Here is a 22171-nt window from a genome sequence, read left to right on the forward strand (position 1 = left end):
AGTGACCGGAATCAAGCTGACCGTCCTGATCGTCGACGACACGCCGGAGAACATCGACGTGCTCAGCGCGGTGCTCGAGGGCCTGGGGTGCGAGCTGATGGTGGCCACGAGCGGCCCGCGCGCCCTGGAGCTGGCCGGGCGCCGGCGACCCGACCTGATCCTGCTGGACGTGATGATGCCGGGCATGGACGGCTTCGAAGTCTGCCGGCGGCTCAAGGCCGACATGTCCCTGGCCGAGGTCCCTGTCATCTTCGTCACCGCGCGCGCCGACGACATCTCCACCGGCTTCGCGGTCGGTGGCGCCGACTACATCACCAAGCCGATCAATGCCGACGAGGTGCTCGCCCGTGTGCGGCATCAAGTGGAACGCCAGGTGCTGCTGCGCGACCTGCGCGACGCCAACCGCAGCCTGGAGGAGCGGGTGCGCGAGCGCACCGCCGAGCTGACGCTCGCCAACCGCCAGCTGCGCGTCGAGATCAACGAGCGGCGCTACATGCAGGACAGGCTGAACTACCTGGCCACCCATGACTTCGTCACGCGCCAGCACAACCGCGGCGCGCTCGACGCCCACGTCAGCGAGCTGCTTGCGCGCATCCAGCGGCAGGCCGGCTCCGCCGTCTTCCTGCTGATCGACATCGACCAGTTCCGCCTCGTCAACGAGACCTGCGGCTGCATCGCCGGCGACGAGCTGCTGCGCCAGTTCGCCGAGCTGGTGGCCGGTGCCTTGTCCCGCACCGATTTCTTCGCCCGTACCGGCGGGGACAAGTTCGCCGTGGTGAGCGAAGACCCGTCCGAGGACGGCGGCGCGGCCCTGGCACGCCAGATCCACCAGCACATCTCGGAGTTCGAGTTCCAGTGGGAGGAGCGGGCCTTCAAGCTGGCCGCCACGATCGCCGTCGTGCGCATCCAGCGCGACATCGTCAGCTTCGACCAGCTCATGCTCATGGCCGACGAAGCGGCCTACCGCGCCAAGCGCGAAGGCCGGGGCGCCATCGTCATCCACGACCCGAAGCGAAGCGCTGCGGAGCCGCACAGGGAGTCGATCAACTGGGCCCTGGTGCTGTTCGATGCGCTCAAGCAGCAGCGCCTGCGCCTGTACGCCCAGCGCCTGGAGCCGCTGGCCGCCGCCAGCCAAGGCCCCGTTCCGCTGCTGCACGTGGAGACGCTCGCCCGGCTGTGGGATGCCGTGCGCGGCAAGCTCCTGATGCCGACCCAGTTCATCGCACCGGCGGAACGCTTCCACCTCATCACCGACATCGACCGCTGGATGATCGACCAGGTGATCCAGCTGCTGGCCGAAGTGCCCGAGCTCCACCCCGGCATAGGGCAGGTCGCCATCAACCTGTCAGCCATCTCGGTTCGAGACGGCACGCTCGCCGGCTACGTGGCCGGGCTGCTGGCCCGGCACCAGGTCCCCGGCCGGCTGCTGTGCTTCGAGATCACCGAGACCCAGGCCATCACCAACCTGCAGAGCGCGACGGGCTTCATGCAGCAGTTGCACGACCTGGGCTGCCGCTTCTCGCTGGACGACTTCGGCAGCGGCTTCGCGTCCTTCACCTACCTGCGCCGCCTGCCCTTCGACTCGATCAAGATCGACGGCATGTTCGTGCGCGACATGGACACCGACGACGTCCACAGCGGGATGGTGCGCTCGATGGCGGAGATGGGCCGGCTGCTCGGCAAGCCCGTGGTGGCCGAGTGCGTCGAGAACGAGCGCGTGGCCGGCCAGCTGCGCGAGCTGGGCATCGACTGGGCCCAGGGCTTCGCCTTCCACCAGCCCGAGCCGCTCACCGCCGACCTGCTGCGCCGCTGGGTGGGCGTCGGGGCCGTCGCCCAGCAGCCGGTCTAGCAAGTCACGTTCGAGGCTGCAGCCTGCGCGCCGCGCCGCCCGTGCCCCTCGTCACTCTGTCTGGAGCCCTCCTCCCGGAGGAGGGCTGGGTGGAGCCGTCGAACCGACTGGAGCCCCCGCTTGGAGGGGGCCCGGGGGAGCTGAACGTACACGGCCTAGGCTTGGCCTAGGCCCGGTCTGACCGCGCCTACGGCGCGGCCAGACCGGCCCGCAGCACCTTGTCCAGGTCGGTCTTGAGCTTCCAGCCGTCGCCGGGGTTGTACCAAAGGCCGTGTTCGTTCGGCCCGGCGTTCGCCACCCGGTACGTCCAGTAGGCGTAGTGCAGGCGGTTGGCCTTGAGCAGGTCCAGCACGTCGCGCGTGTAGTCGAGTACGCCCGGCACCGAGCCGAAGCAGCCGACCTGGTCGATGAAGACCGGGACCTTGTTGCGCTCGCGGAACTCGATGGCCGGCCTCATGAACTCGGCCAGCGCCTGCTTGTCCAACTTGCGCGTGGTGCCGCGCCTGTCCACGTAGCTGCCGGGGTAGGCGTTCGGCGCCGCCTTGGGATCCGCCCGACGCCATGGCTTGCAGTACTCGGTGGGCAGGTAGAAGTTGGCGGCGTAGATGATCTTGTCGTCGACCTTCGTGAACACGCCCTGGAGCTGGTTGATGTCGTAGTGGTCGTTGGCACCGATGACGACCGGGGTGCGCGTGTCGAGGCGGCGGACGTTGGCAATCAGCTCCTCGTAGAACGAGCGCAGGCCCGCATCGGTGACCGGCTTCTTGGGATGCGGCTCCGACAGCAGCTCGTAGGCGGCGATGCGCGGCGTGTCCTTGTAGCGCTGGACGACGAAGGCCCAGGCCTCCATGAACTCCCGCTTGAGCGCCGCGTCGGTCCAGTAGTTGCTCTGCTTGTTGTCGCCCGCGCCCTGGTCGGAGCCGGCGAAGAGCACGACCCACAAGCCGGCTTCGGTCGCCCAGCGGATCTGGTCGTCGAGGTGCTTCAGGCCCTCGGGGTTGATGTGACCGGGCGCGGCGGTGTCGCGGATGTCGACCCTCTTGCCGGTGAAGTTCCAGCGGAAGGGAATCCGCACGACATTGGCCCCTCGCTCGACGTTGGCCTTGCCGTCATCCGGCAGCGCGGTGCCCCAGCGGCCCCAGTTGAAGCCGTGCAGCCAGATCGGCTTGCCGTCCGGCGCGAGCAGTTGCGAGCCTGACACCGTCAGCCGCGCGGCCGGCTCGGCGGCCACCGCCAGGCCCGGGCCTCCGGCGCCGGACACTGCCGCCATCCAGGCGGCGAGGGCCACGCCGGCCCGACGCCACCATCTGCGTTCCCGTCTTGCTTGCTTCATCGCCTGGTCTCCTTCTAGGCTGAACACGGCGGCGATGGGCAAGCTTCACGCCAGCCAGCGCCTTGCGTTGCGGAACATGCGCATCCAGGGGCTGTCGGCGGCGATGTCGCCGTTCGTCCAGCTCATCAACGCGTTGCGGAAGACCCGCTCCGGGTGCGGCATCAGCGCGGTGAAGCGGCCATCGGCCGTGGTCACCGCCGTCAGGCCGCCCGGGCTGCCGTTCGGGTTGAACGGATAGGTTTCGGTGGCCTGGCCGTGGCCGTCGACGAAACGCATGGCGCGCCAGACCTCGGCCGCGTTGCCGCGTTGCGAGAAGTCGGCATAGCCTTCGCCGTGCGCCACGGCGATCGGCAGGCGGCTGCCCCCCATGCCGGCGAAGAAGATCGACGGGCTTTCCAGCACCTCGACCATGGCCAGCCGGGCCTCGTACTGCTCGCTCTTGTTGCGCGTGAACCGCGGCCACGCCTCGGCGCCCGGGATGATCCCGGCCAGTGCCGCGAGCATCTGGCAGCCGTTGCACACGCCCAGGGCGAAGCTGTCCTTGCGGGCGAAGAAGGCGGCGAACTGCTCGGTCAGGACGGGGTTGAACATGACCGAGCGGGCCCAGCCCTCGCCGGCACCGAGCGTGTCGCCATAGCTGAAGCCGCCACAGGCGACGAAGCCCTGGAACTGCTCCAGCTTCGCGCGCCCGGCCTGCAGGTCGCTCATGTGCACGTCGAAGGTGTCGAAGCCCGCCTTGGCCATCGCATAGCTCATCTCGACGTGGCTGTTCACGCCCTGCTCGCGCAGGATGGCGAGCTTGGGGCGCACGCCGGTCGCGATGTAGGGCGCCGCCACGTCCTCCGCCGGGTCGAAGCTGGGCTTCACGTGCAGGCCAGGGTCGTCGCCGCCAGCCGCCGCGTGTTCGCTGTCGGCGCCCTCGGGGTTGTCGCGCAGGCGGCTGATGCGCCAGCTCACCTCGTCCCAGGCCTGTTGCAGCTCGCGCAGGGGCGCGCTGAATTGCGCCTTGGCATCGCGCCAGACCTCGACCACGCGCTTGTCGTTGGTCTTGCCGACCACGTGGCTCAGGGTCGACAGGCCATGGGTGCGCAGCGTGGCCAGCACCGTGTCGCGCTCGCTCGTCTTCACCTGCAGCAGCACGCCGAGCTCTTCGTTGAACAGGGCCTTGAGCGTGAGCTCCTCGCGTCGGCCGCTGACCTGCGAGGCCCAGTTCTTCGAATCGCCGAACTCGGCGCGGCTGTCGCTGATGCCGTCCCCCTCGGTGACCAGCATGTCCACGTTCAGGCTGACGCCGCGATGGCCCGCAAAGGCCATCTCGCAGGCCGCGGCCCAGAGGCCGCCGTCGGAGCGGTCGTGGTAGGCCAGCAACTGGCCTTGGCCGCGCAGCTCGTTGACGGCCGCCACCAGCGCCTTCAGGCGCGCCGCATCGTCCAGGTCGGGCACCTGGTCGCCGAACTGCTGCAGCGTCTGGGCCAGGATGGAGCCGCCCATGCGGGAGCGGCCAGCGCCCAGGTCGACCAGGATGAGCGTCGTGTCGCCCTCCTGCAGCTGGGGCGTCAGCGTGCCGCGGACGTCATCGAGCGTGACGAAGGCCGAGACGATGAGCGAGACCGGCGCGACGACCTGCTTCTGCGCGCCGGCGTCGCTCCAGCGGGTTCGCATCGACAGCGAATCCTTGCCGACCGGCACGCCTATGCCCAGCGCCGGGCACAGCTCCATGCCCACGGCCTTGACGGTTTCGTACAGCGCCGCATCCTCGCCCGGCTCGCCACAGGCGGCCATCCAGTTGCAGCTGAGCTTGACGTGCTCCAGCGTGATCGGCGCGGCGAGCAGGTTGGTGATGGCCTCGGCCACCGCCATGCGGCCGGAGGCGGGGGCATCCAGCGCGGCCAGCGGCGTGCGCTCGCCCATGCTCATCGCCTCGCCGCGCAGGCTGCTGTAGTCGGCGAGCGTGACGGCGCAATCGGCCACCGGCACCTGCCACGGGCCGACCATCTGGTCGCGGTGGTTCAGGCCGCCCACGGTGCGGTCGCCTATGGTCACGAGGAAGCGCTTGCTGGCCACGGTCGGATGGCGCAGCACATCGAAGGCCGCCTTCTTCAGCTCCACGCCGGTCAAGTTCAGCGGCGCGAGCTTGCGCTGCACGCGCCGGACGTCGCGCTGCATGCGCGGCGGCTTGCCGAGCAGCACTTCCATCGGCATGTCGATGACCCGCTCGCCTTCCGGGCCGTCCTCGAGGATCAGCTCCTTCTCGTCCGTCGTCACGCCGACGATGGCGAAGGGGCAGCGCTCGCGCTCGCACATCTGCTCGAACAGCGGGAGCAGGTCCGGGTTCACCGCCAGGACATAGCGTTCCTGGCTCTCGTTGCACCAGATCTCCTTGGGCGCCAAGCCGGATTCCTCCAGCGGCACCTTGCGCATGTCGAAGCGGGCGCCCTTGCCGGCGCCGTCGACCAGCTCCGGGAAGGCATTGCTGATGCCACCCGCGCCCACGTCGTGGATGGCCACGATCGGATTCGTCTCGCCCAGGGCCCAGCAGTGGTTGATGACCTCCTGCGCACGGCGTTGGATCTCGGGGTTGCCGCGCTGGACCGAGTCGAAATCCAGTGCCGCCGTGTTGGTGCCTGCAGCCATCGAGCTGGCCGCGCCGCCGCCCATGCCGATGCGCATGCCGGGGCCGCCGAGCTGGATCAGCAGCGTGCCGGCGCCGAAGGGCAGCTTGTGGGTCTGGCCGTCGCTGATCGTCCCCAGGCCGCCGGCGATCATGATGGGCTTGTGGTAGCCGCGGCGCACGGCCTCGGCACCCGTGCCCACCGTCTGCTCGAAGACGCGGAAGTAGCCGCCCAGGTTGGGCCGGCCGAACTCGTTGTTGAAGGCCGCGCCGCCTATCGGCCCTTCGATCATGATCTGCAGCGGGCTGGCGATGTGCTCGGGCTTGCCGTAGGCGTTCGCCTCCCAGGGTTCATTCGTGCCGGGCAGGTTCAGGTTGGACACCGAGAAGCCCGCGAGGCCCGCCTTGGGCCGGGCACCGCGGCCCGTGGCGCCCTCGTCGCGGATCTCGCCGCCGGCGCCGGTGGAGGCGCCCGGGAAGGGCGAGATCGCCGTCGGGTGGTTGTGCGTCTCCACCTTCATCAGCACGTGCGCGGTCTCGTGCCGGGCGCTGTACTTCGGGGCGTTGGTGAAGCTCTCGGGCAGCCAGCGTTCGACCGGGCCGCCTTCCATCACCGCGGCGTTGTCGCTGTACGCCACGATCGACCGCTGGGGATTCGTCTTCTCGGTGTGACGGATCATCCCGAACATCGACAGCGGCTGCTTCTCGCCGTCGATGATGAAGTCGGCATTGAAGATCTTGTGCCGGCAATGCTCGCTGTTGGCCTGCGCGAACATCATCAACTCGACGTCGCTCGGGTTGCGCTTCAGCCCGGTGAAGGCATCGACCAGGTAGTCGATCTCGTCGCCGGACAGCGCCAGGCCGAATTCGGTGTTGGCGGCCTCCAGCGCCGCGCGGCCACGCCCCAGCACGTCGACATGGGCCAGCGGCTGGCCGGGCTGCTCGTCGAACAGGTGCCGCGCGGCCTCGCGCTCGAAGGCCACGCTCTCGGTCATGCGGTCGTGCAGCACGGCCGCGCAGGCGGCCCGCTCTTCGGCGGACGGGGGCTTGGCGCCGCCCAGCAGGCCGGCGACCAGGCCGGTCTTGAGCGCCAGCCGGTACTCGGTGACCCGCTCGACCCGGTGGATGCCCAGGCCGCAGTTGTGGGCGATGTCGGTGGCCTTGCTGGCCCAGGGCGAGACGGTGCCCAGGCGGGGCATGACCACCACCAGCTCGCCCTTCTCGCCCTCCTCGCCGGCGATGGCGGGTTCGCCGTAGCGCAGCAGCGCCGCCAGCTTCTCCACCGCCATGGCATCCAATGCGCCGTCGCTCCACACCCAATGCACGTAGCGCGCGCTGACGGCGGTGACCCGCGGGCAGGCCGCCTGCAGCCGGGCCAGCAGGGCCTGGGCGCGGAAGGCGGACAGGGCGTTGCCGCCCTCGAAATGCATCAGATGCTGGGGTGCTGAGGACATGGGATGTGGCTGGGGGTGTGGCTGCCCGCTGAACGACTGTGTCGTCAGGGGCATGCCCATGAAAACCCGCGATTTTAAGGCGGGATGAAATAATGTCGCCCCATGACGATCACCCTGAAGTCCGCCGCCGACATCGAAGGCATGCGCGTGGCCGGCCGCCTGGCCTCCGAGGTCCTGGACATGCTGACGGCCCACGTGAAGCCCGGCGTGACCACCGACCAGCTCGACAAGCTCGCCTACGAGCACATCACGAACGTGCAGGGCGGCATTCCCGCACCCCTGAACTACGCCCCGCCGGGCTACACGCCCTACCCGAAGTCGATCTGCACTTCGATCAACCACCAGGTCTGCCACGGCATCCCGAACGACCGGCCGCTGAAGAACGGCGACATCGTCAACATCGACGTCACCGTCATCAAGGACGGCTGGCACGGCGACACCAGCCGGATGTTCGTCGTGGGCGAGGGCTCGATCGCCGCCAAGCGCCTTTGCGCCATCACCTACGAGGCCATGTGGCGGGGCATCGTCAAGGTCAAGCCCGGTGCGCGCCTGGGGGACATCGGCCACTCCATCCAGACCTTCGCCGAGAACCAGGGCTTCTCCATCGTGCGCGAGTTCTGCGGCCACGGCATCGGCCTGAAGTTCCATGAGGAGCCGCAGGTGCTGCATTACGGCCGCCCCGGCACGCTCGAGGAGCTGGTGCCGGGCATGGTCTTCACCATCGAGCCGATGATCAACGCCGGCCGCCGCGAGATCAAGGAGACGGGCGACGGCTGGACGATCGTCACCAAGGACCGCTCGCTCTCGGCCCAGTGGGAGCACACGATCGTCGTCACCGACACCGGCTACGAGGTGCTCACCGTCTCGGCCGGCAGCCCGCCCCCGCCGGCCTTCGCGACCAACGCGCACTGACGCGGCCCGCCATGGCCCCGCTGGACGCCCCGGCCCCGGACCAGGCCGACAAGGCTGCCCTGCCCTTGCCCGCCCTGAGGGAGCGATTCCGCGGCGGCAAGGCCGCGCTGATCGAGCACTTCCGCGAATCACGGCCCACCATCACGAGCGTCGCGACGTTCCTGCGGGCGCTGGCCCGCCACGTGGACGCGACCCTGGTCGAGCTGTGGCATGAAGGCGGGATGCCCGCCGGCGCCGCGCTGCTGGCGGTGGGAGGCTACGGTCGCGGCGAGCTCTTCCCGCACTCCGACGTCGACGTGCTGGTGCTGCTGCCTCCTGCGGTGGCCGGCGCCGCCGAAGATCCCGCCAGCCAGGCCAGTCTCTCGGCCTTCATCACCGCCTGCTGGGACGTGGGGCTGGAGATCGGCTCCTCGGTGCGCACGATAGAAGACTGCATCGCCGAGGCGCGCAAGGACGTGACCGTGCAGACGGCCCTGCTCGAGAGCCGCTTCCTCTGCGGCTCGCGGCGCCTGTTCAACACCTTCCGCCACGCCAACACCGAGGCGATGGAGCCCAAGGCCTTCCTGCGCGCCAAGACGCTGGAGATGCGCCAGCGCCACGTCAAGTACGAAGACACGCCCTACGCCCTGGAGCCCAACTGCAAGGAGAGTCCGGGCGGCCTGCGCGATCTGCAGGTCGTGATGTGGGTGGCCCGCGCGGCGGGCCTGGGTCGCACCTGGAGCGAGCTGGCCGCCAAGGGCCTGATCACGCCCTTCGAGGTCAAGCAGCTGCAGCGCCACGAGGGGGCGCTGAAGCTCATCCGCGCCCGGCTGCACATGGTGGCCGGCCGGCGCGAGGACCGGCTGGTGTTCGACCTGCAGACGGCCGTGGCCGCCAGCTTCGGCTACGAGGGCGACAAGGGCACCCGCGCCTCCGAGGTGCTGATGCACCGCTACTACTGGGCCGCCAAGGCGGTCACCCAGCTCAACCAGATCCTGATGCTGAACATCGAGGAGCGGGTCAACAGCACCGAGGCCGTCCCGATGCGGCCGATCAACGCCCGCTTCCTCGATCGCGCCGGCATGCTCGAGGTGGCGCGCGACGATCTCTACGCCGACAACCCGCACGCCATCCTCGAGACCTTCCTGGTCTACCAGCAGACGCCCGGCATCAAGGGCCTGTCGGCCCGGACCCTGCGCGCGCTCTACAACGCCCGCAACCTGATGGACAGCCGCTTCCGCCGCGATGCGGTCAATCGCGAGCTGTTCATGGACATCCTGCGACAGCCCGAGGGCCAGACCCACGCCTTCCGGCTGATGAACCAGACCTCCGTGCTGGGCCGCTACCTGTGGGTCTTCCGCCGCATCGTCGGCCGCATGCAGCACGACCTGTTCCACGTCTACACCGTGGACCAGCACATCCTTATGGTGCTGCGCAACGTGCGCCGGTTCTTCGTGCCGGAACATGCGCACGAGTACCCCTTCTGCAGCCAGCTGGCGGCCGGCTTCGACAAGCCGTGGGTGCTCTACATCGCGGCGCTGTTCCACGACGTGGCCAAGGGCCGCGGCGGCGACCACTCCGACCTCGGCGGAGTGGAGGTGCGGCGCTTCTGCCGGGAGCACCAGATAGAAGCCGAGGACGCCGCCCTGGCCGAGTTCCTGGTGCGCCACCACCTCACCATGAGCCGCGTGGCCCAGAAAGAGGACCTGTCCGATCCGGAGGTCATCACGGCCTTCGCCCGGCAGATGGGCGATGCGCGCCACCTGACCGCCCTGTACCTGCTCACGGTGGCCGACATCCGCGGCACCGGGCCCAAGGTGTGGAACGCGTGGAAAGGCAAGCTGCTGGAGGACCTGTACCGCCTCACCCTGCGCGCGCTGGGCGGCGGCTCGCCCGATGCGGACGCCGAGATCGAAGCGCGAAAGCAGGAGGCCCGCCACATCCTCGCCCTGCACTCGGCGCTGCCGGGCACCGAGCAGCCGCTGTGGGCGACGCTGGACGTGAGCTACTTCGCCCGTCACGACGCCACCGAGATCGCCTGGCATGCCCGCTCGCTGTGGCGCCATCTCGAGACCCGCACGCCCATCGTCCGCGCCCGGCCTTCGCCGATCGGCGAGGGGCTGCAGGTGCTGGTGTTCTCGCCCGACTGTCCGGACCTGTTCTCGCGCATCTGCGGCTATTTCGATTCCGCCGGCTTCTCGATCCAGGACGCCAAGATCCACACCACGCGTGCCGGCTACGCGCTGGACACCTTCCAGGTCGTGAACCCGAACGCGGAGACCCAGGCGGCCAGCGCCTACCGCGACATGATCTCGCTGGTCGAGACGCAGGCCGCGCTGGCGCTCGCCTCCACCGGCCCGCTGCCGGCGCCCAGCCGCGGCCGCGTGTCGCGCCGCGTGCGCTCGTTCCCGGTGCAGCCCCGTGTCTCGCTGAGGCCGGACGAAAAGGGCCAGCGCTGGGTGCTCTCGGTCAGCACGAGCGACCGTTCCGGCCTGCTCTACGCCATCGCCCGCGTGCTCGGCAAGCACCAGATCAACCTCCAGCTCGCCAAGGTGTCCACGCTCGGCGAGCGGGTGGAGGACACCTTCCTCGTCAGTGGCCCGGTGATGCAGAGTCCGAAGATGCAGCTGCAGGTCGAAAGCGAGCTGCTGGACGCGATCGCCTTCGTCCCGTGAGCCTGACCACCACGACGGCCGCCGATGCCTTCGGCGGCCAGGACACCTACGACGCGGTCATCGACGTGCGCTCGCCCGCCGAGTTCGCCGAGGATCACCTCCCGGGTGCGGTGAACTGGCCGGTGCTCGACGACGCCGAGCGGGCCGAGGTCGGCACCCTCTACACCCAGGTCTCGACCTTCGAGGCGCGCAAGCGCGGCGCGGCCATCGTCTCGCGCAACATCGCCCGCCTGATCGACGAGCACGTGGCGGATCAGCCGCGCGAATGGCGCCCGTTGGTCTATTGCTGGCGCGGCGGTCAGCGCTCGGGCAGCTTCGCCATCGTGCTGGCCCAGATCGGCTTTCGCACCCGCCAGCTGCAGGGCGGCTACAAGGCCTTCCGCAGCCTCGTCCGCGAAGAGCTGGAGGCGCTGGTGCCTCGCTTCCAGTGGCGCGTCCTGGGCGGCCGCACCGGCAGCGGCAAGACGCGCCTGCTGCAGGCCCTGGCGGCCGAGGGCGCCCAGGTGCTGGACCTGGAAGGCCTGGCCGCGCACCGCGGCTCGGTGCTGGGCGACCTGCCCGACCGGCCGCAACCCGGCCAGAAACGCTTCGAGACCCTGGTGTGGCAGGCGCTGCACGGGTTCGATCCGTCCCGCCCGGTGTTCGTCGAACGCGAAAGCCGCCGCATCGGCAAGCTGCAGCTGCCCGACGCGCTGCACGAAAGCCTGCGCAACGGCGCCCGGCCCCTGGTGGTGGAAATGGGGCTGGAAGCTCGCATCCGGCTTCTCAGCGAGGACTACGCGTTCTTCATGCGGGACGCTGAGGTGCTGTGCGACCGCCTGCAGGCGCTGACCGAGTTGCGTGGCAAGGCCGGCGTGGCCCGCTGGCAGGGGCTGGCCCGCGCCGGCGAGTGGCCGACCTTGCTGACCGAGCTCATGCAGCAGCATTACGACCCGCTGTATGACCACGCCTTGAAGTTCGCCCACGACGAGCAGGCCCCAGAGGTGGTGCAACTGCAGGATGGCGATCCCGCCACACTGGCCGGAGCGGCTCGCAAGCTGATAGGGGCCGCCTGAGTCCCTTGTCTTGTCCAACGTCAAGACGGACCAGCCACCTGTGGGCCACCATCACGGCCCATGCCCAACCGATACACCGAGCAGGCCCTGCGCCAGTCCCGCAGTTTCGGCGTGCGACGAATCCCGTTGTTGCGACCGCTGGGATGGCTGGCGCGCGGCTGGAGTGACCTGATGCAGTGCCCCGTGCCCGGCCTGGTGCACGGCCTGGTCATGGCGCTCTTCGGCGGTGCCCTGTTCTGGTGGGCTGGTCAGCAGTTCTGGTGGCTCGCCGGGGCGCTGTCGGGCTTCCTGCTGGTGGCGCCCGTGCTGGCCACCGGCCTGTATGCCGTCAGCCGCGCGCTGGAGCGCGGCGAACGCGCCGACCTGGCGACGGCGATGCGGGCGTGGCGGCCGACAGATCACCGCATGATCGCGTTCGGCCTGCTGCTGGCGCTGGCCGGCACGGGCTGGGTGCTGACGTCGGCCGCGCTGATCACCACGGCCCTGCCCGGCCGGGTCAGCCAGCCCGTCGACTTCATCCGCCTGGTGGTCCTGGCCGAGGACGGCGCGCTTTTCGGCGCCTGGCTGGCGCTCGGCGCCTTGCTGGCCGCGCCGGTGTTCGCCTCCAGCGTGATGGCCATGCCGCTGCTGATGGACCAGCGCATCGGCGTGCTCGGGGCCGTCTTCACCAGCTGGCGGGCCGTGCTCACGCATCCGGCCCCGCTGGCGCTGTGGGCCTTGCTGGTGCTGACGCTGACCGCGCTCGGCATGGCCACCATGATGCTGGGCCTGGTGGTCGTCGTGCCCTGGCTCGCACACTCGAGCTGGCACGCTTATCGCGATCTGGTCCGCTCGGTCGGAGACCTGGGCTGATGTGGGGCTTCACGGAGGAGCAGGTTGCCGGCTTCGGCCTGACGGTGGGCGTCACCGCGTTCATGCTCTACATGGTGTTCATCATCTTCCAACTCGCCCGCGAATCGAAGGCCGGCAAGTTCGGCACCTTCGTGCTCTTCCTGGGCCTCGGCGTGGGGCTGCTAGGCTTCGCGGCCAAGGGCCTGATCAAGTACTTCATGGCGGGGATCGTCGAGTGAACGGCACCGGCAGCAGCACGACGGCCGCCACCGCGGTGGAGCGGCACTCCTTCTTCGACGATGTGCAGGCGCTGGTCACCGGGACGCTGTTCGTCAGCATCGGGCTGGCGATGTTCCGCCACGCGGGCCTGATGACGGGCGGCACGGTGGGGCTGGCTTTCCTGGCCCACTACGCCAGCGGCCTGCCCTTCGGGGCGCTGTTCTTCACCATCAACCTGCCCTTCTACTGGCTGGCCTGGCGGCGCATGGGCCGGCGCTTCACCTTGAAGACGCTGGCCGCGGTGACCCTGCTGGCCGGACTGTCGGAGGTGCTGCCCACGTGGTTCCAGTTGCAGCGGGTCTCGCCGTGGTTCGCGGCCGTGGGCGGCGGGTTGCTGGTCGGGGCGGGCTTCATCATCCTGTTCCGCCACCGCGCCAGCCTGGGCGGGCTGAACGTCCTCGTGCTGTGGCTGCAGGAGCGCTTCGGCTGGCGCGCCGGCTACGTCCAGCTGGCCATCGATGGCGTGATCCTGCTGGCCTCCTGGCCGTGGATCGATGCGCAGCGGCTGGCGCTGTCGGTGCTCGCCGCGGCGGCGATGAACTTCTCGCTGGCGGTGAACCACCGCCCGGGGCGCTACGTCGCCTTCTAGCGCGCCAAAGTCCTCGGCTCGCATCCGCGCGCCGCGTGGGGATCCCGACCGCCGGCCTCCAGGGCGGCGGCCTCAGCGCGCCGCTTCGGTGGTTGGCGCAGGCGCGAAGCCATACGCGCGCAACAGGGGGCCGACCTGCGGATCCCGGCCACGGAACCGCCGGAAGGCCTGCGCCGGGTCCACCGTGTTGCCCACCGAGAGCACCGTCTGCAGATAGCGTCTCGCGACCGCGGGATCGAAGGGATCACCGGCCTGGATGAAGGCCTCGAACGCGTCGCGCGACAGCACCTCGGCCCAGAGGTAGGCGTAGTAGCCGGCGGCATAGCCCTCGCCGGCGAAGCAGTGGCCGAACTGCGGGATGCGGTGCCGTGCCACCACTGCCGTCGGCATGCCGAGTTCGTCCAGGGTGGCGCGCTCGAAGGCTTTCAGATCCGCCGGCGGCCGGGCGAGCAGGTGCAGCTTCATGTCGAGCAAGGCCGAGGCCAGGTACTCCAGCTCGAAGAAGGGCTTGTCGAAGTGGCGGCTGCGCTGGAGCTTGTCGATCAGCGCCTGGGGCAGCGGCTGGCCGGCCGAGTTCACGAGCATGGCCAGCACCGGTGGGGTGGGCAGCCAGTACTCGTTGACCTGCGAAGGGAACTCGCCGAAGTCCAGCAGGGCATTCGGCCCGGCCAGGCTGGGGTAGCTGGCATCGGACAGCAAGCCGTGCAGCGCGTGGCCGAACTCGTGGAACATCGTCACCGCGTCGTCCCAGGTCACCAGCACCGGCTCGCCGGGCTTGCCGCGCTTGAAGTTGGAGTTGTTCGAGACGATGGGCCGCACGTCCACACCGAACAGCCGGTTCTGGGTGCGGTAGCTGCCCATCCAGGCGCCTGAGTTCTTCCCCTCGCGCGCATACGGATCGAAGTACCACAGGCCCACCAGCGAACCCTCCTTGTCGAGCACGCGATAGACCGTCACGTCAGGATGGAACACCGGGACATCGGCGACGGGCTCGAAACGGATGCCGTAGAGACGCCCGGCCGCCCAGAACATCGCTTCGCGCAACTTGTCCAGCTGCAGATACGGCGTCAGCTCGGCGACGTCGAAGTCGTACTCGGCCCGCCGCAACTTCTCGGCGTAGTAGCGGAAGTCCCAGGGTTCGATGGTGAAACGAGCAACGCCGGCCTTCTGCGACTCTTCGTCGGCCAGTTTCTGCATCTGCGCGATCTGCTCGCGGATGCGGGCCGCGGTGGGCTGCCAGACCTCGGCCATCAGGTCGAGCGCCGCGCGGGGCTGCACCGCCATGGTGTCCGAGAGCTGCCAGTGCGCATAGCTCGCGAAGCCGAGCAGCTTCGAGCGTTCGGCCCGCAGCGCGAGGATCTCCTGCACGATGCGGTTGTTGTCGTTGGCGTCACCGTTGTCGCCGCGGTTGACGAACAGCCGCCACGCCTGCTCGCGCAGGCCGCGCCGCGGCGATTGGGTGAGGAAGGGCTCGATGGCGGAGCGGGTGTTCGCGATGACCCACCGGCCGCCCAGGCCGCGCCGCGCGGCCTCCTGCGCCGCGGCGTCGACATCGGCAGCGCCCAGGCCCTCGAGGTCGGCGCGATCGCTGATCACCAGGCCCTGGCCTTCCTCTTCGGCCAGCAGGTGCTGGCTGAAATCGGTGTACAGCGTCGCCAGCCGCTGGTTGATGGCCGCCACGCGACGCTTGGCGGCCGGCGCGAGCGTGGCACCCTCCTTGACGAATGCCGTGCGGTACGACCAGACGAGGCGCTGCTGTTCGGGCGAAAGCCGCTTCATCCCGGCCGAGCGGTACACCGCCTCGACCCGACGGTACAGCCGCGGGTTCTGCGTCATCTCGTCGTTGAACGCGGCCAGCCTGGGCTCCATGCGCCGCTGGACCTCCTGCATGGCCGTCGTGTTGAGAGATTCGCCCCACAAGGCGTAGGCCACCTGCACCTGGGTGAGCAGGCGGCCCGACCGCTCCAGCGCCAGCACCGTGTTGGCGAAGGTCGCCGGCGACCCGCTGCCTGCTATGGCCGCGATTTCCCGCCGCTTGGCCGCCAGTCCGGCTTCGAGAGCCGGAACGAAATGCTCCACCCGGATCTCGTCGAAGGGGGGAACTCCGCCGTAGGGGCCCCTCCAGGGGGCCAGCAGCGGATTTCCCGCAGCAGGCGCCGCCTGCGCAGTGCAGACCAGCGCGAATGCAGCGGCCAGTGTGGCGATGGCGCGAAACATGGGGGCCCTCCTTGCTGGGCGGCGCGCAATGAGAAAGGCGGCCTCGTGGGCCGCCTTCGCTCTCATCTCGGCCGAGGGGCCGAACCTTAACCCATGTGCAGGCCGCCGTTGCACGAGAAGTCGGCGCCGGTGGTGAAGCCGGAATCCTCGCTCGCGAGCCAGGCGACGACCGAGCCGATCTCCTCCGGCGTGCCCAGGCGCTTGACCGGGATGGTGGCGACGATCTTCTCCAGCACCTCCGGCTTGATGGCACGGACCATGTCGGTGCCGATGTAGCCCGGGCTCACGGTGTTGACCGTCACACCCTTGGAGGCGACCTCCTGGGCCAGCGCCATGGTGAAGCCGTGCATGCCCGCCTTCGCCGCCGAGTAGTTGGTCTGGCCGGCCTGGCCCTTCTCGCCGTTGACCGAGGAGATCTGGATGATGCGGCCCCAGCCCTTTTCCACCATGCCGGGAACGACCTGCTTGGTGACGTTGAACATCGAGTTCAGGTTGGTGTCGATCACCGCGTGCCAGTCCTCGGGCGTCATCTTGAGGAACATGCGATCGCGCGTGATGCCGGCGTTGTTGACCAGCACGTCGATGCTGCCATGCTCGGCCACGGCCTTGGAGAAGGCCTCCACGGTGGAGTTCCAGTCAGCCACGTTGCCGACCGAGGCGTAGAAGTTGTAGCCCAGCGCCTTCTGCTCATCCAGCCACTTGTTGAAGTCGCGGCTCGGGCCGCAGCCGGCGATGACCTTGAAGCCTTCCTTGTGCAGGCGCTGGCAGATCGCGGTGCCGATGCCGCCCATGCCCCCGGTCACGTACGCCACTCTTTGTGCCATGTCTGTCTCTCCTTGAGATACGGTGAATCGATGCCGGGCTGGCCCGGGGCCGCCATCGCACTATTGCGCCTGGCGCACCCGCTGCGCAGCCCGTGAAAGCCCTTAGCGACTAGCGCTCGACGGTCAGCGCCACGCCCATGCCGCCGCCGATGCACAGCGAGGCGATGCCCTTGCGCGCGTCGCGGCGCTGCATCTCGTGCAGCAGCGTCACCAGGATGCGGCAGCCGGAGGCACCGATGGGGTGGCCGATGGCGATCGCCCCGCCGTTGACGTTGACCTTGCTCGTATCCCAGCCCATTTCCTGGTGCACCGCGCAGGCCTGGGCCGCGAAGGCCTCGTTGATCTCGAGCAGGTCCAGGTCGGCCGGCTTCCAGCCCGCGCGCTCCAGCGCCTTGCGGGCGGCCGGCACCGGGCCCATGCCCATGTACGCCGGGTCCAGGCCCGCGGAAGCGTAGCTGGCGATGCGCGCCAGCGGCTTCAGGCCCAGTTGCGCGGCCTTGGCCGCCGTCATCAGCACCACGCCGGCCGCGCCGTCGTTGATGCCCGAGGCATTGCCCGCCGTGACGCTGCCGGTCTTGTCGAACGCCGGGCGCAGGCCGGCCAGTGCTTCGGCGCTGGTCTTCTTGTTGATGAACTCGTCGGCGGCGAAGACGACCGGGTCGCCCTTCTTCTGCGGGATCGTCACGCCGACGATCTCGTCCTTGAACCGGCCGGCTTCCTGTGCCGCGCTGGCCTTCTGCTGCGATGCCAGTGCCAGGGCGTCCTGCGCCTCGCGGCTGATGCCGTACTTCTTGGCCACGTTCTCGGCCGTGATGCCCATGTGGTACTGGTTGTACACGTCCCACAGGCCGTCGTTGATCATCGAGTCGACCATCTTCCAGTCGCCCATGCGCTGGCCGTCGCGCGAGTTCAGCAGCACGTGCGGGGCCGCGCTCATGTTCTCCTGGCCGCCGGCGATGATGATCTCGGAATCACCGTCGCGGATGGCCTGGGCGCCCAGCATCACGGCCTTCAGCCCCGAGCCGCAGACCTTGTTGATGGTCATGCCGGGCACGCCGGCCGGCAGGCCGGACTTGATCACCGCCTGGCGCGCCGGGTTCTGGCCCGAGCCGCCGGTGAGGACCTGGCCGAGGATGACCTCGCCGATCTGCTCGCCGGCCAGGCCGCTGCGCTCCAGCAGGGCCCGGATGACGGTGGCGCCGAGCTCGGGCGCCGGGGTCTTGGCAAGCGTGCCGCCGAACTTGCCCACCGCGGTACGGGCGGCGGCGACGATGACGATGTCGGTGCTCATGCTGAGGTCTCCGTTGATCAGGTGATGAATCAGGCTTTGGTCTTCACATAGCGGCCCGGGGCGGGCTCGATGGCCTTGAACTTGCGGCTGCCGGGCGCCTTGGGGGCAGCAACCATGGGACCTGCGTGGCCCTTGAGCCAGCCGGCCCAGTCGGGCCACCAGCTGCCGGGCGTCTCCTTCGCGCCGGCGAACCAGTCGTCGGCGCTCGCGGGCAGCTTGTCGCTGGTCCAGTGGCTGCGCTTCTTCGCCGCGGGTGCATTGATCACCCCGGCAATGTGGCCGGACGCGCCGAGCACGAACCGCTTCTTGCCCTTGAAGACGCGGGTGGAGGCGTAGGCGCCCTTCCACGGCACGATGTGATCCTCCCGCGAGGCGTAGAGGAAGACCGGTGCCTCGATGGCGCCCAGGTCGATCTTCTCGCCGCAGATGGTCAGCTTGCCCGGGACCTTGAGCTCGTCCTGCAGATAGGTGTGGCGCAGGTACCAGCAGTACATCGGGCCGGGCATGTTGGTCGAGTCGCTGTTCCAGTACAGCAGGTCGAACGGCGGCGGGGTTTCGCCCTTGAGGTAGTTGCCGACGACGTAGTTCCACACCAGGTCGTTCGGACGCAGGAAGCTGAAGGTCGTGGCCAGCTCCTGCCCCTTGAGCAGTTTGGGTCCGCCCGGGGCCTTTTCGCCGATCGTCATCTCGCGCAGCTGGACGGACGCTTCGTCGACGAAGACATCGAGGATGCCGGTGTCGGAGAAATCGACGAAGGTCGTCAGCAAGGTGACCGAAGCGGCCGGCTGCTCGCCACGGGCGGCCAGGACCGCCAGAGCGGACGAAAGAATGGTCCCGCCGACGCAGAAGCCGAGCGTGTCGATCTGGTCTTCGCCCGAGATCTCCTGCACCACGCGGATGGCCTCGATGGCGGCTTTCTCGATGTAGTCGTCCCAGGTCTTGTCGGCCAGCGACTCGTCCGGATTGCGCCAGCTCACGACGAAGGTGCGGTGGCCCTGCTCGACCGTGTAGCGGATCAGCGAGTTCTCGGGCTGCAGGTCGAGGATGTAGAACTTGTTGATGCAAGGGGGCACGAACAGCATCGGACGCTGGTGCACTTTGGCGGTCAGGGGCTTGTACTCGATGAGCTGGAAGTAGTCGTTCTCGTAGACCACTGAGCCTTCGGTGGTGGCGACGTTGCGGCCCACCTCGAACACGCTCTCGTCGGTCTGCGAGACATGGCCCTGCTGCAGGTCGTGCACCAGGTGCTGGATGCCCTGGGCGATGCTTTCGCCGCCGCTTTCGAGTGCCTTGCGCTGCGCCTCGGGGTTGAGGGCCAGGAAGTTGCTGGGGCTCATCGCGTCGACCCACTGCTGCACGGCGAATCGCACGCGCGCCTTGGTCTTCTCGTCCCCTTCGAGGCTCTCGGCCATCTGCAGCAAGGTGCGGGCGTTGAGCAGGTACATCTGAGCGGTGTACGCGGCGGCCGGGTTGGCCGCCCAGTCCTTGGCGGCGAACCGGCGGTCGCCGACCGGCTTGACTTCCTTGCCGTCGGCGCTGCCCAGGGCCTCCAGGGTGCCGTTCCACAGCGCCGTCGCCTGCTTGAGGTAGTCGCCCTGCAGCTGGCCCAAAGTCGACTGGGTCAGGCTCAGGCCCGAGAATGATCGCCAGATGTCGCCGACCGCGTGTCCGAAGGCTTCAGCCTGGGCTTGCGCCTGGGCGCCCAGGGGCGCGAGGCCTTCCGCGACGGAAAGCTGTGGGTTGGGCTTGCCTTTCACTGCGCTTGTCTCCTGGTTTTCGCGGACGACGCTATCCGACCGTCCTCGTGAGAAATGTCTCGGTCCAAGGCGATTGGACAGCCGAGAGCTTACCGCATGATGACTCTATTTTTCGTTACGTGAGACTACGTACCGCCTTCCGAAATGCACATTGTCGCCCTGGGTTGGATGTTCGTGGCCCTGCTGATGGGTCTGGTGGAGGCTACTTCGCCCGACGGCACGCTGCTCGGCGCAGCCATTACCCTCGTTCTTTATGGGGTGCTGCCGGTCGGGCTGCTGCTGTACGTGATGAACACGCCGCACCGCCGGCGAGCGCGCCGGCGCGCGGAAGCCGAGGCTGCCGCCGCGAGAAGCGAGGCCGGTGACGGATCCGCCTAGCGGATCCAGATGGCCGCGGCGTGGCGACCGGTGATCCGGTCGCGGCGAAACGAGAAGAACAGCGCCGGATCGCTGTAGGTGCACCAGGTGCCGCCGCTGATCCGCATCACGCCGGCTTGACCCAGCCGCCGATGCGCCAGGGCCGGCAGGTCCGCCCACCACTTGCCGGATGCCGCGCCGGGCTTGAAGCAAGCGGCACTGTCGGCACCGAAGGCCTCGCGCACGTCCTCGCCGACTTCGAACGCGTCCGGTCCTATGCAGGCGCCGAGCCAGGCGCTGACTTCCCCAGGCCTGCATTGCGCGGCCTCGCAAAGCTCGCCCAGGGCAGCCTCCACCACACCGGCGGCGAGCCCGCGCCAACCTGCGTGCGCGGCAGCGACCCCTCGCCCCTCGGGCGCCGCCAGCAGCACCGGCAGGCAATCGGCCACCAGCACGGTGCAGGCGATGCCGTGTTCCGTCGTAACGCTGGCATCGGCCTCTTGGAAGGGCCGGTTCGGCGCGAGATCCGTGGCCGTCAGTCGCACTACGCGCCGACCATGCACCTGGTCGAGATAGACCGGTTGCGCGCCTTCCAGCCAGCCTGCGAATCGACGCTGGTTCTCGTGGATGGCCGCCGGCTCGTCCGCCACGTCGGAGCGCAGCCCGGCCGGGCGCAGGTTCAGGCTGTCGAAAGGCGCCCGACTGACGCCGCCACGCCGTGTCGACATGAGGCTGCCGACCTCGGCCGGCAGGCCCGTGGCCGGCAGCCAGGGACGCGCCTGGTCAGGCGGCATCCGGGCACTTCTCCGGGCGGGTGGCTTCGAACGCGTCGAGCTTCATGCAAGCCTCGAACACGCGCATGACGTTCGGCACGTGATCGAGCCGGCAATCGAAGCGCTGGGCGTTGAAGATCTGCGGCACCAGCACGCAATCGGCCAGGCCGGGCTGGTCGCCGACGCAGTAGCGCGCGGGCACCGCCTCCAGTTGCCTTTCCACCGCCTCGAGCCCCGTCTCGACCCAGTGGCGATACCAGCGATTCTTCGCCTCTTCGTCCAGGCCCAGCGGGTTCACCAGATAGCGCAGCACGCGAAGGTTGTTCAGCGGATGGATTTCGCAGGCGATGTCGAGCGCCACGGCACGCGCCCTCGCGCGGCCCAGCGGATCCTTCGGCAGCAGCGGCGGCTCGGGGTGGGTCTCGTCGAGGTATTCGATGATCGCCAGCGACTGGTGGACGTAGTCGTCGCCATCCTTCAGCAGCGGGACCAGGCGGCTGGCCGACACCGAGGCATATGACTCGGCAATCTGCTCGTTCTTCTGGAGGTGGACCGGCTTGTAGTCGTAGGGCAGGCCCTTGAGCGCCAGCGCGATGCGGACGCGGTAGGAAGCGGAAGAGCGGAAGTAGTTGAAGAGTTCCATGGATGTCTTGCTCCTGGGCCGCTCAGGAGGCGACCGGGCCGATGCGCAACTGCAGCGAGCCCAGGCCCGCGACCGCTCCCACCAGCGTATCGCCCGGCAGCACGGCGCCGACGCCGGCCGGTGTCCCGGTGAAGATCAGATCGCCCGGGGCCAGCGTCCACGCCCGGCTCAAGGTCGCGATGGTCTCGTTGACGTTCCAGATCAGGTCCCTCAGGTCGCCCGTCTGTCGGCGCTGGCCGTTCACGTCCAGCGTGATCGCTCCCTGCGTCAACTCGCCGGTGGCCGACTTCGCGTGGATCGGACCTATGGGCGCGCTGTGTTCGAAGCCCTTGCCGATGCTCCAGGGCCGGCCCTGCTTCTTCATTTCGTTCTGCAGGTCGCGGCGGGTCATGTCCAGGCCGATGGCATAGCCCCAGATCAGCTCGGCGGCACGCTCGACGGGGATGTCCCGCCCGCCCGCGCCCAGCGCCACCACGAGTTCGATCTCATGGTGCAGGTTCTGGGTCTGCGAGGGATAGGGCATGGTGCCGACCTGGCCTTCGGGCACGCACAGCACGGTATCGGCCGGCTTGAGGAAGAAGAACGGCGGTTCGCGGCCGGTGTGCCCCATCTCCACGGCATGCTCGGCGTAGTTGCGGCCGACGCAATAAATGCGGTGCACGGGAAAGGAAGATCCGCCGCCATGGACCGGCACGGCGGCCGGCGGGGCGGGCTGGAAGACGTAGGTCATCGGGAGCCTCGC

At 69.0% G+C, this 22171-nt stretch carries 17 protein-coding genes; 8 read left to right on the forward strand and 9 right to left on the reverse strand.

What is annotated here, in order from left to right:
- Position 1 precedes the first annotated feature (1 nt).
- Complete coding sequence (locus ACS5PM_RS19160; protein ID WP_439389273.1) at positions 2-1849, forward strand: putative bifunctional diguanylate cyclase/phosphodiesterase; 1848 nt, start codon at positions 2-4, stop codon at positions 1847-1849.
- Between the two features lie 187 nt (positions 1850-2036).
- On the opposite strand, the gene ACS5PM_RS19165 is transcribed toward ACS5PM_RS19160, so the two are convergent.
- Together ACS5PM_RS19165 and purL are read right to left on the reverse strand one after the other, a co-directional pair.
- The gene (locus ACS5PM_RS19165; protein ID WP_439389274.1) at positions 2037-3182 is read right to left on the reverse strand and encodes a glycoside hydrolase family 5 protein; all 1146 of its coding nucleotides are present in this window, start codon (positions 3180-3182) and stop codon (positions 2037-2039) included.
- A 45-nt stretch (positions 3183-3227) separates the two neighbouring features.
- The gene (gene purL / locus ACS5PM_RS19170; RefSeq protein WP_439389275.1) at positions 3228-7247 is read right to left on the reverse strand and encodes a phosphoribosylformylglycinamidine synthase; all 4020 of its coding nucleotides are present in this window, start codon (positions 7245-7247) and stop codon (positions 3228-3230) included.
- Positions 7248-7349: 102 nt separating this feature from the next.
- Here purL and map point away from each other — a divergent pair, with 102 nt between their 5' ends.
- From map to ACS5PM_RS19200, 6 genes are read left to right on the forward strand one after another with little or no spacing between them, the layout of a single operon-like run.
- Entirely contained in the window at positions 7350-8159 is an 810-nt protein-coding gene (gene map / locus ACS5PM_RS19175; protein WP_439389276.1) for a type I methionyl aminopeptidase, read from the forward strand.
- A gap of 11 nt (positions 8160-8170) precedes the next feature.
- Positions 8171-10813, forward strand: a complete 2643-nt coding sequence (locus tag ACS5PM_RS19180) for a [protein-PII] uridylyltransferase (RefSeq protein WP_439389277.1) — start codon at positions 8171-8173, stop codon at positions 10811-10813.
- Positions 10810-11868, forward strand: a complete 1059-nt coding sequence (mnmH, locus tag ACS5PM_RS19185; protein ID WP_439389278.1) for a tRNA 2-selenouridine(34) synthase MnmH — start codon at positions 10810-10812, stop codon at positions 11866-11868. Before ACS5PM_RS19180 ends, mnmH begins: the two co-directional genes overlap by 4 nt.
- 60 nt (positions 11869-11928) lie before the next feature.
- Positions 11929-12720 (forward strand): DUF2189 domain-containing protein, encoded by a 792-nt coding sequence (locus ACS5PM_RS19190; RefSeq protein ID WP_439389279.1) that lies wholly within the window; start codon positions 11929-11931, stop codon positions 12718-12720.
- Entirely contained in the window at positions 12720-12938 is a 219-nt protein-coding gene (locus tag ACS5PM_RS19195) for a DUF2788 domain-containing protein (RefSeq protein ID WP_439389280.1), read from the forward strand. Before ACS5PM_RS19190 ends, ACS5PM_RS19195 begins: the two co-directional genes overlap by 1 nt.
- A complete protein-coding gene (locus ACS5PM_RS19200; RefSeq protein WP_439389281.1) occupies positions 12935-13567 on the forward strand; it encodes a DUF6198 family protein in 633 nt (210 codons plus the stop codon). Before ACS5PM_RS19195 ends, ACS5PM_RS19200 begins: the two co-directional genes overlap by 4 nt.
- A gap of 72 nt (positions 13568-13639) precedes the next feature.
- Here the strand turns inward: ACS5PM_RS19200 and ACS5PM_RS19205 are convergent, their stop codons facing one another.
- From ACS5PM_RS19205 to phaC, 4 genes are all read right to left on the reverse strand, one after another.
- Positions 13640-15784: a M3 family metallopeptidase gene (locus ACS5PM_RS19205; RefSeq protein WP_439389282.1), complete on the reverse strand. Its 2145-nt coding sequence runs from the start codon at positions 15782-15784 to the stop codon at positions 13640-13642.
- Positions 15785-15870: 86 nt separating this feature from the next.
- On the reverse strand, positions 15871-16608 hold the full coding sequence (gene phbB / locus ACS5PM_RS19210; protein ID WP_439389283.1) for an acetoacetyl-CoA reductase: 738 nt from the start codon (positions 16606-16608) through the stop codon (positions 15871-15873).
- 109 nt (positions 16609-16717) lie between these two features.
- Positions 16718-17899, reverse strand: a complete 1182-nt coding sequence (locus ACS5PM_RS19215; RefSeq protein WP_439389284.1) for an acetyl-CoA C-acetyltransferase — start codon at positions 17897-17899, stop codon at positions 16718-16720.
- Positions 17900-17928: 29 nt separating this feature from the next.
- Positions 17929-19656: a class I poly(R)-hydroxyalkanoic acid synthase gene (gene phaC, locus ACS5PM_RS19220; RefSeq protein ID WP_439389285.1), complete on the reverse strand. Its 1728-nt coding sequence runs from the start codon at positions 19654-19656 to the stop codon at positions 17929-17931.
- Between the two features lie 144 nt (positions 19657-19800).
- Between phaC and ACS5PM_RS19225 the strand changes: the two genes are divergently transcribed.
- Entirely contained in the window at positions 19801-20034 is a 234-nt protein-coding gene (locus ACS5PM_RS19225) for a hypothetical protein (RefSeq protein WP_439389286.1), read from the forward strand.
- On the opposite strand, the gene pgeF is transcribed toward ACS5PM_RS19225, so the two are convergent.
- From pgeF to ACS5PM_RS19240, 3 genes are read right to left on the reverse strand one after another with little or no spacing between them, the layout of a single operon-like run.
- A complete protein-coding gene (gene pgeF / locus ACS5PM_RS19230) occupies positions 20031-20807 on the reverse strand; it encodes a peptidoglycan editing factor PgeF (protein ID WP_439389287.1) in 777 nt (258 codons plus the stop codon). The two genes, ACS5PM_RS19225 and pgeF, sit on opposite strands and share 4 nt — an antisense overlap.
- On the reverse strand, positions 20797-21429 hold the full coding sequence (maiA, locus tag ACS5PM_RS19235; RefSeq protein WP_439389288.1) for a maleylacetoacetate isomerase: 633 nt from the start codon (positions 21427-21429) through the stop codon (positions 20797-20799). Before maiA ends, pgeF begins: the two co-directional genes overlap by 11 nt.
- Before the next feature lie 22 nt (positions 21430-21451).
- The gene (locus ACS5PM_RS19240) at positions 21452-22159 is read right to left on the reverse strand and encodes a fumarylacetoacetate hydrolase family protein (protein ID WP_439389289.1); all 708 of its coding nucleotides are present in this window, start codon (positions 22157-22159) and stop codon (positions 21452-21454) included.
- Between the last annotated feature and the right edge of the window lie 12 nt (positions 22160-22171).

Source organism: Ideonella flava (assembly GCF_051857595.1).
Taxonomy (GTDB): domain Bacteria; phylum Pseudomonadota; class Gammaproteobacteria; order Burkholderiales; family Burkholderiaceae_C; genus Ideonella.

Excerpts from the sequence above, each read along its gene's own strand:
- ACS5PM_RS19190 (WP_439389279.1), top strand. The coding sequence starts at position 11,929 with ATGCCCAACCGATACACCGAGCAGGCCCTGCGCCAGTCCCGCAGTTTC.
- ACS5PM_RS19180 (WP_439389277.1), top strand. The coding sequence starts at position 8,171 with ATGGCCCCGCTGGACGCCCCGGCCCCGGACCAGGCCGACAAGGCTGCC.
- purL (WP_439389275.1), bottom strand. The coding sequence starts at position 7,247 with ATGTCCTCAGCACCCCAGCATCTGATGCATTTCGAGGGCGGCAACGCC.
- ACS5PM_RS19195 (WP_439389280.1), top strand. The coding sequence starts at position 12,720 with ATGTGGGGCTTCACGGAGGAGCAGGTTGCCGGCTTCGGCCTGACGGTG.
- maiA (WP_439389288.1), bottom strand. The coding sequence starts at position 21,429 with ATGGAACTCTTCAACTACTTCCGCTCTTCCGCTTCCTACCGCGTCCGC.
- pgeF (WP_439389287.1), bottom strand. The coding sequence starts at position 20,807 with ATGCCGCCTGACCAGGCGCGTCCCTGGCTGCCGGCCACGGGCCTGCCG.
- phbB (WP_439389283.1), bottom strand. The coding sequence starts at position 16,608 with ATGGCACAAAGAGTGGCGTACGTGACCGGGGGCATGGGCGGCATCGGC.
- ACS5PM_RS19215 (WP_439389284.1), bottom strand. The coding sequence starts at position 17,899 with ATGAGCACCGACATCGTCATCGTCGCCGCCGCCCGTACCGCGGTGGGC.
- ACS5PM_RS19240 (WP_439389289.1), bottom strand. The coding sequence starts at position 22,159 with ATGACCTACGTCTTCCAGCCCGCCCCGCCGGCCGCCGTGCCGGTCCAT.
- ACS5PM_RS19165 (WP_439389274.1), bottom strand. The coding sequence starts at position 3,182 with ATGAAGCAAGCAAGACGGGAACGCAGATGGTGGCGTCGGGCCGGCGTG.
- map (WP_439389276.1), top strand. The coding sequence starts at position 7,350 with ATGACGATCACCCTGAAGTCCGCCGCCGACATCGAAGGCATGCGCGTG.
- ACS5PM_RS19225 (WP_439389286.1), top strand. The coding sequence starts at position 19,801 with ATGCACATTGTCGCCCTGGGTTGGATGTTCGTGGCCCTGCTGATGGGT.
- ACS5PM_RS19205 (WP_439389282.1), bottom strand. The coding sequence starts at position 15,784 with ATGTTTCGCGCCATCGCCACACTGGCCGCTGCATTCGCGCTGGTCTGC.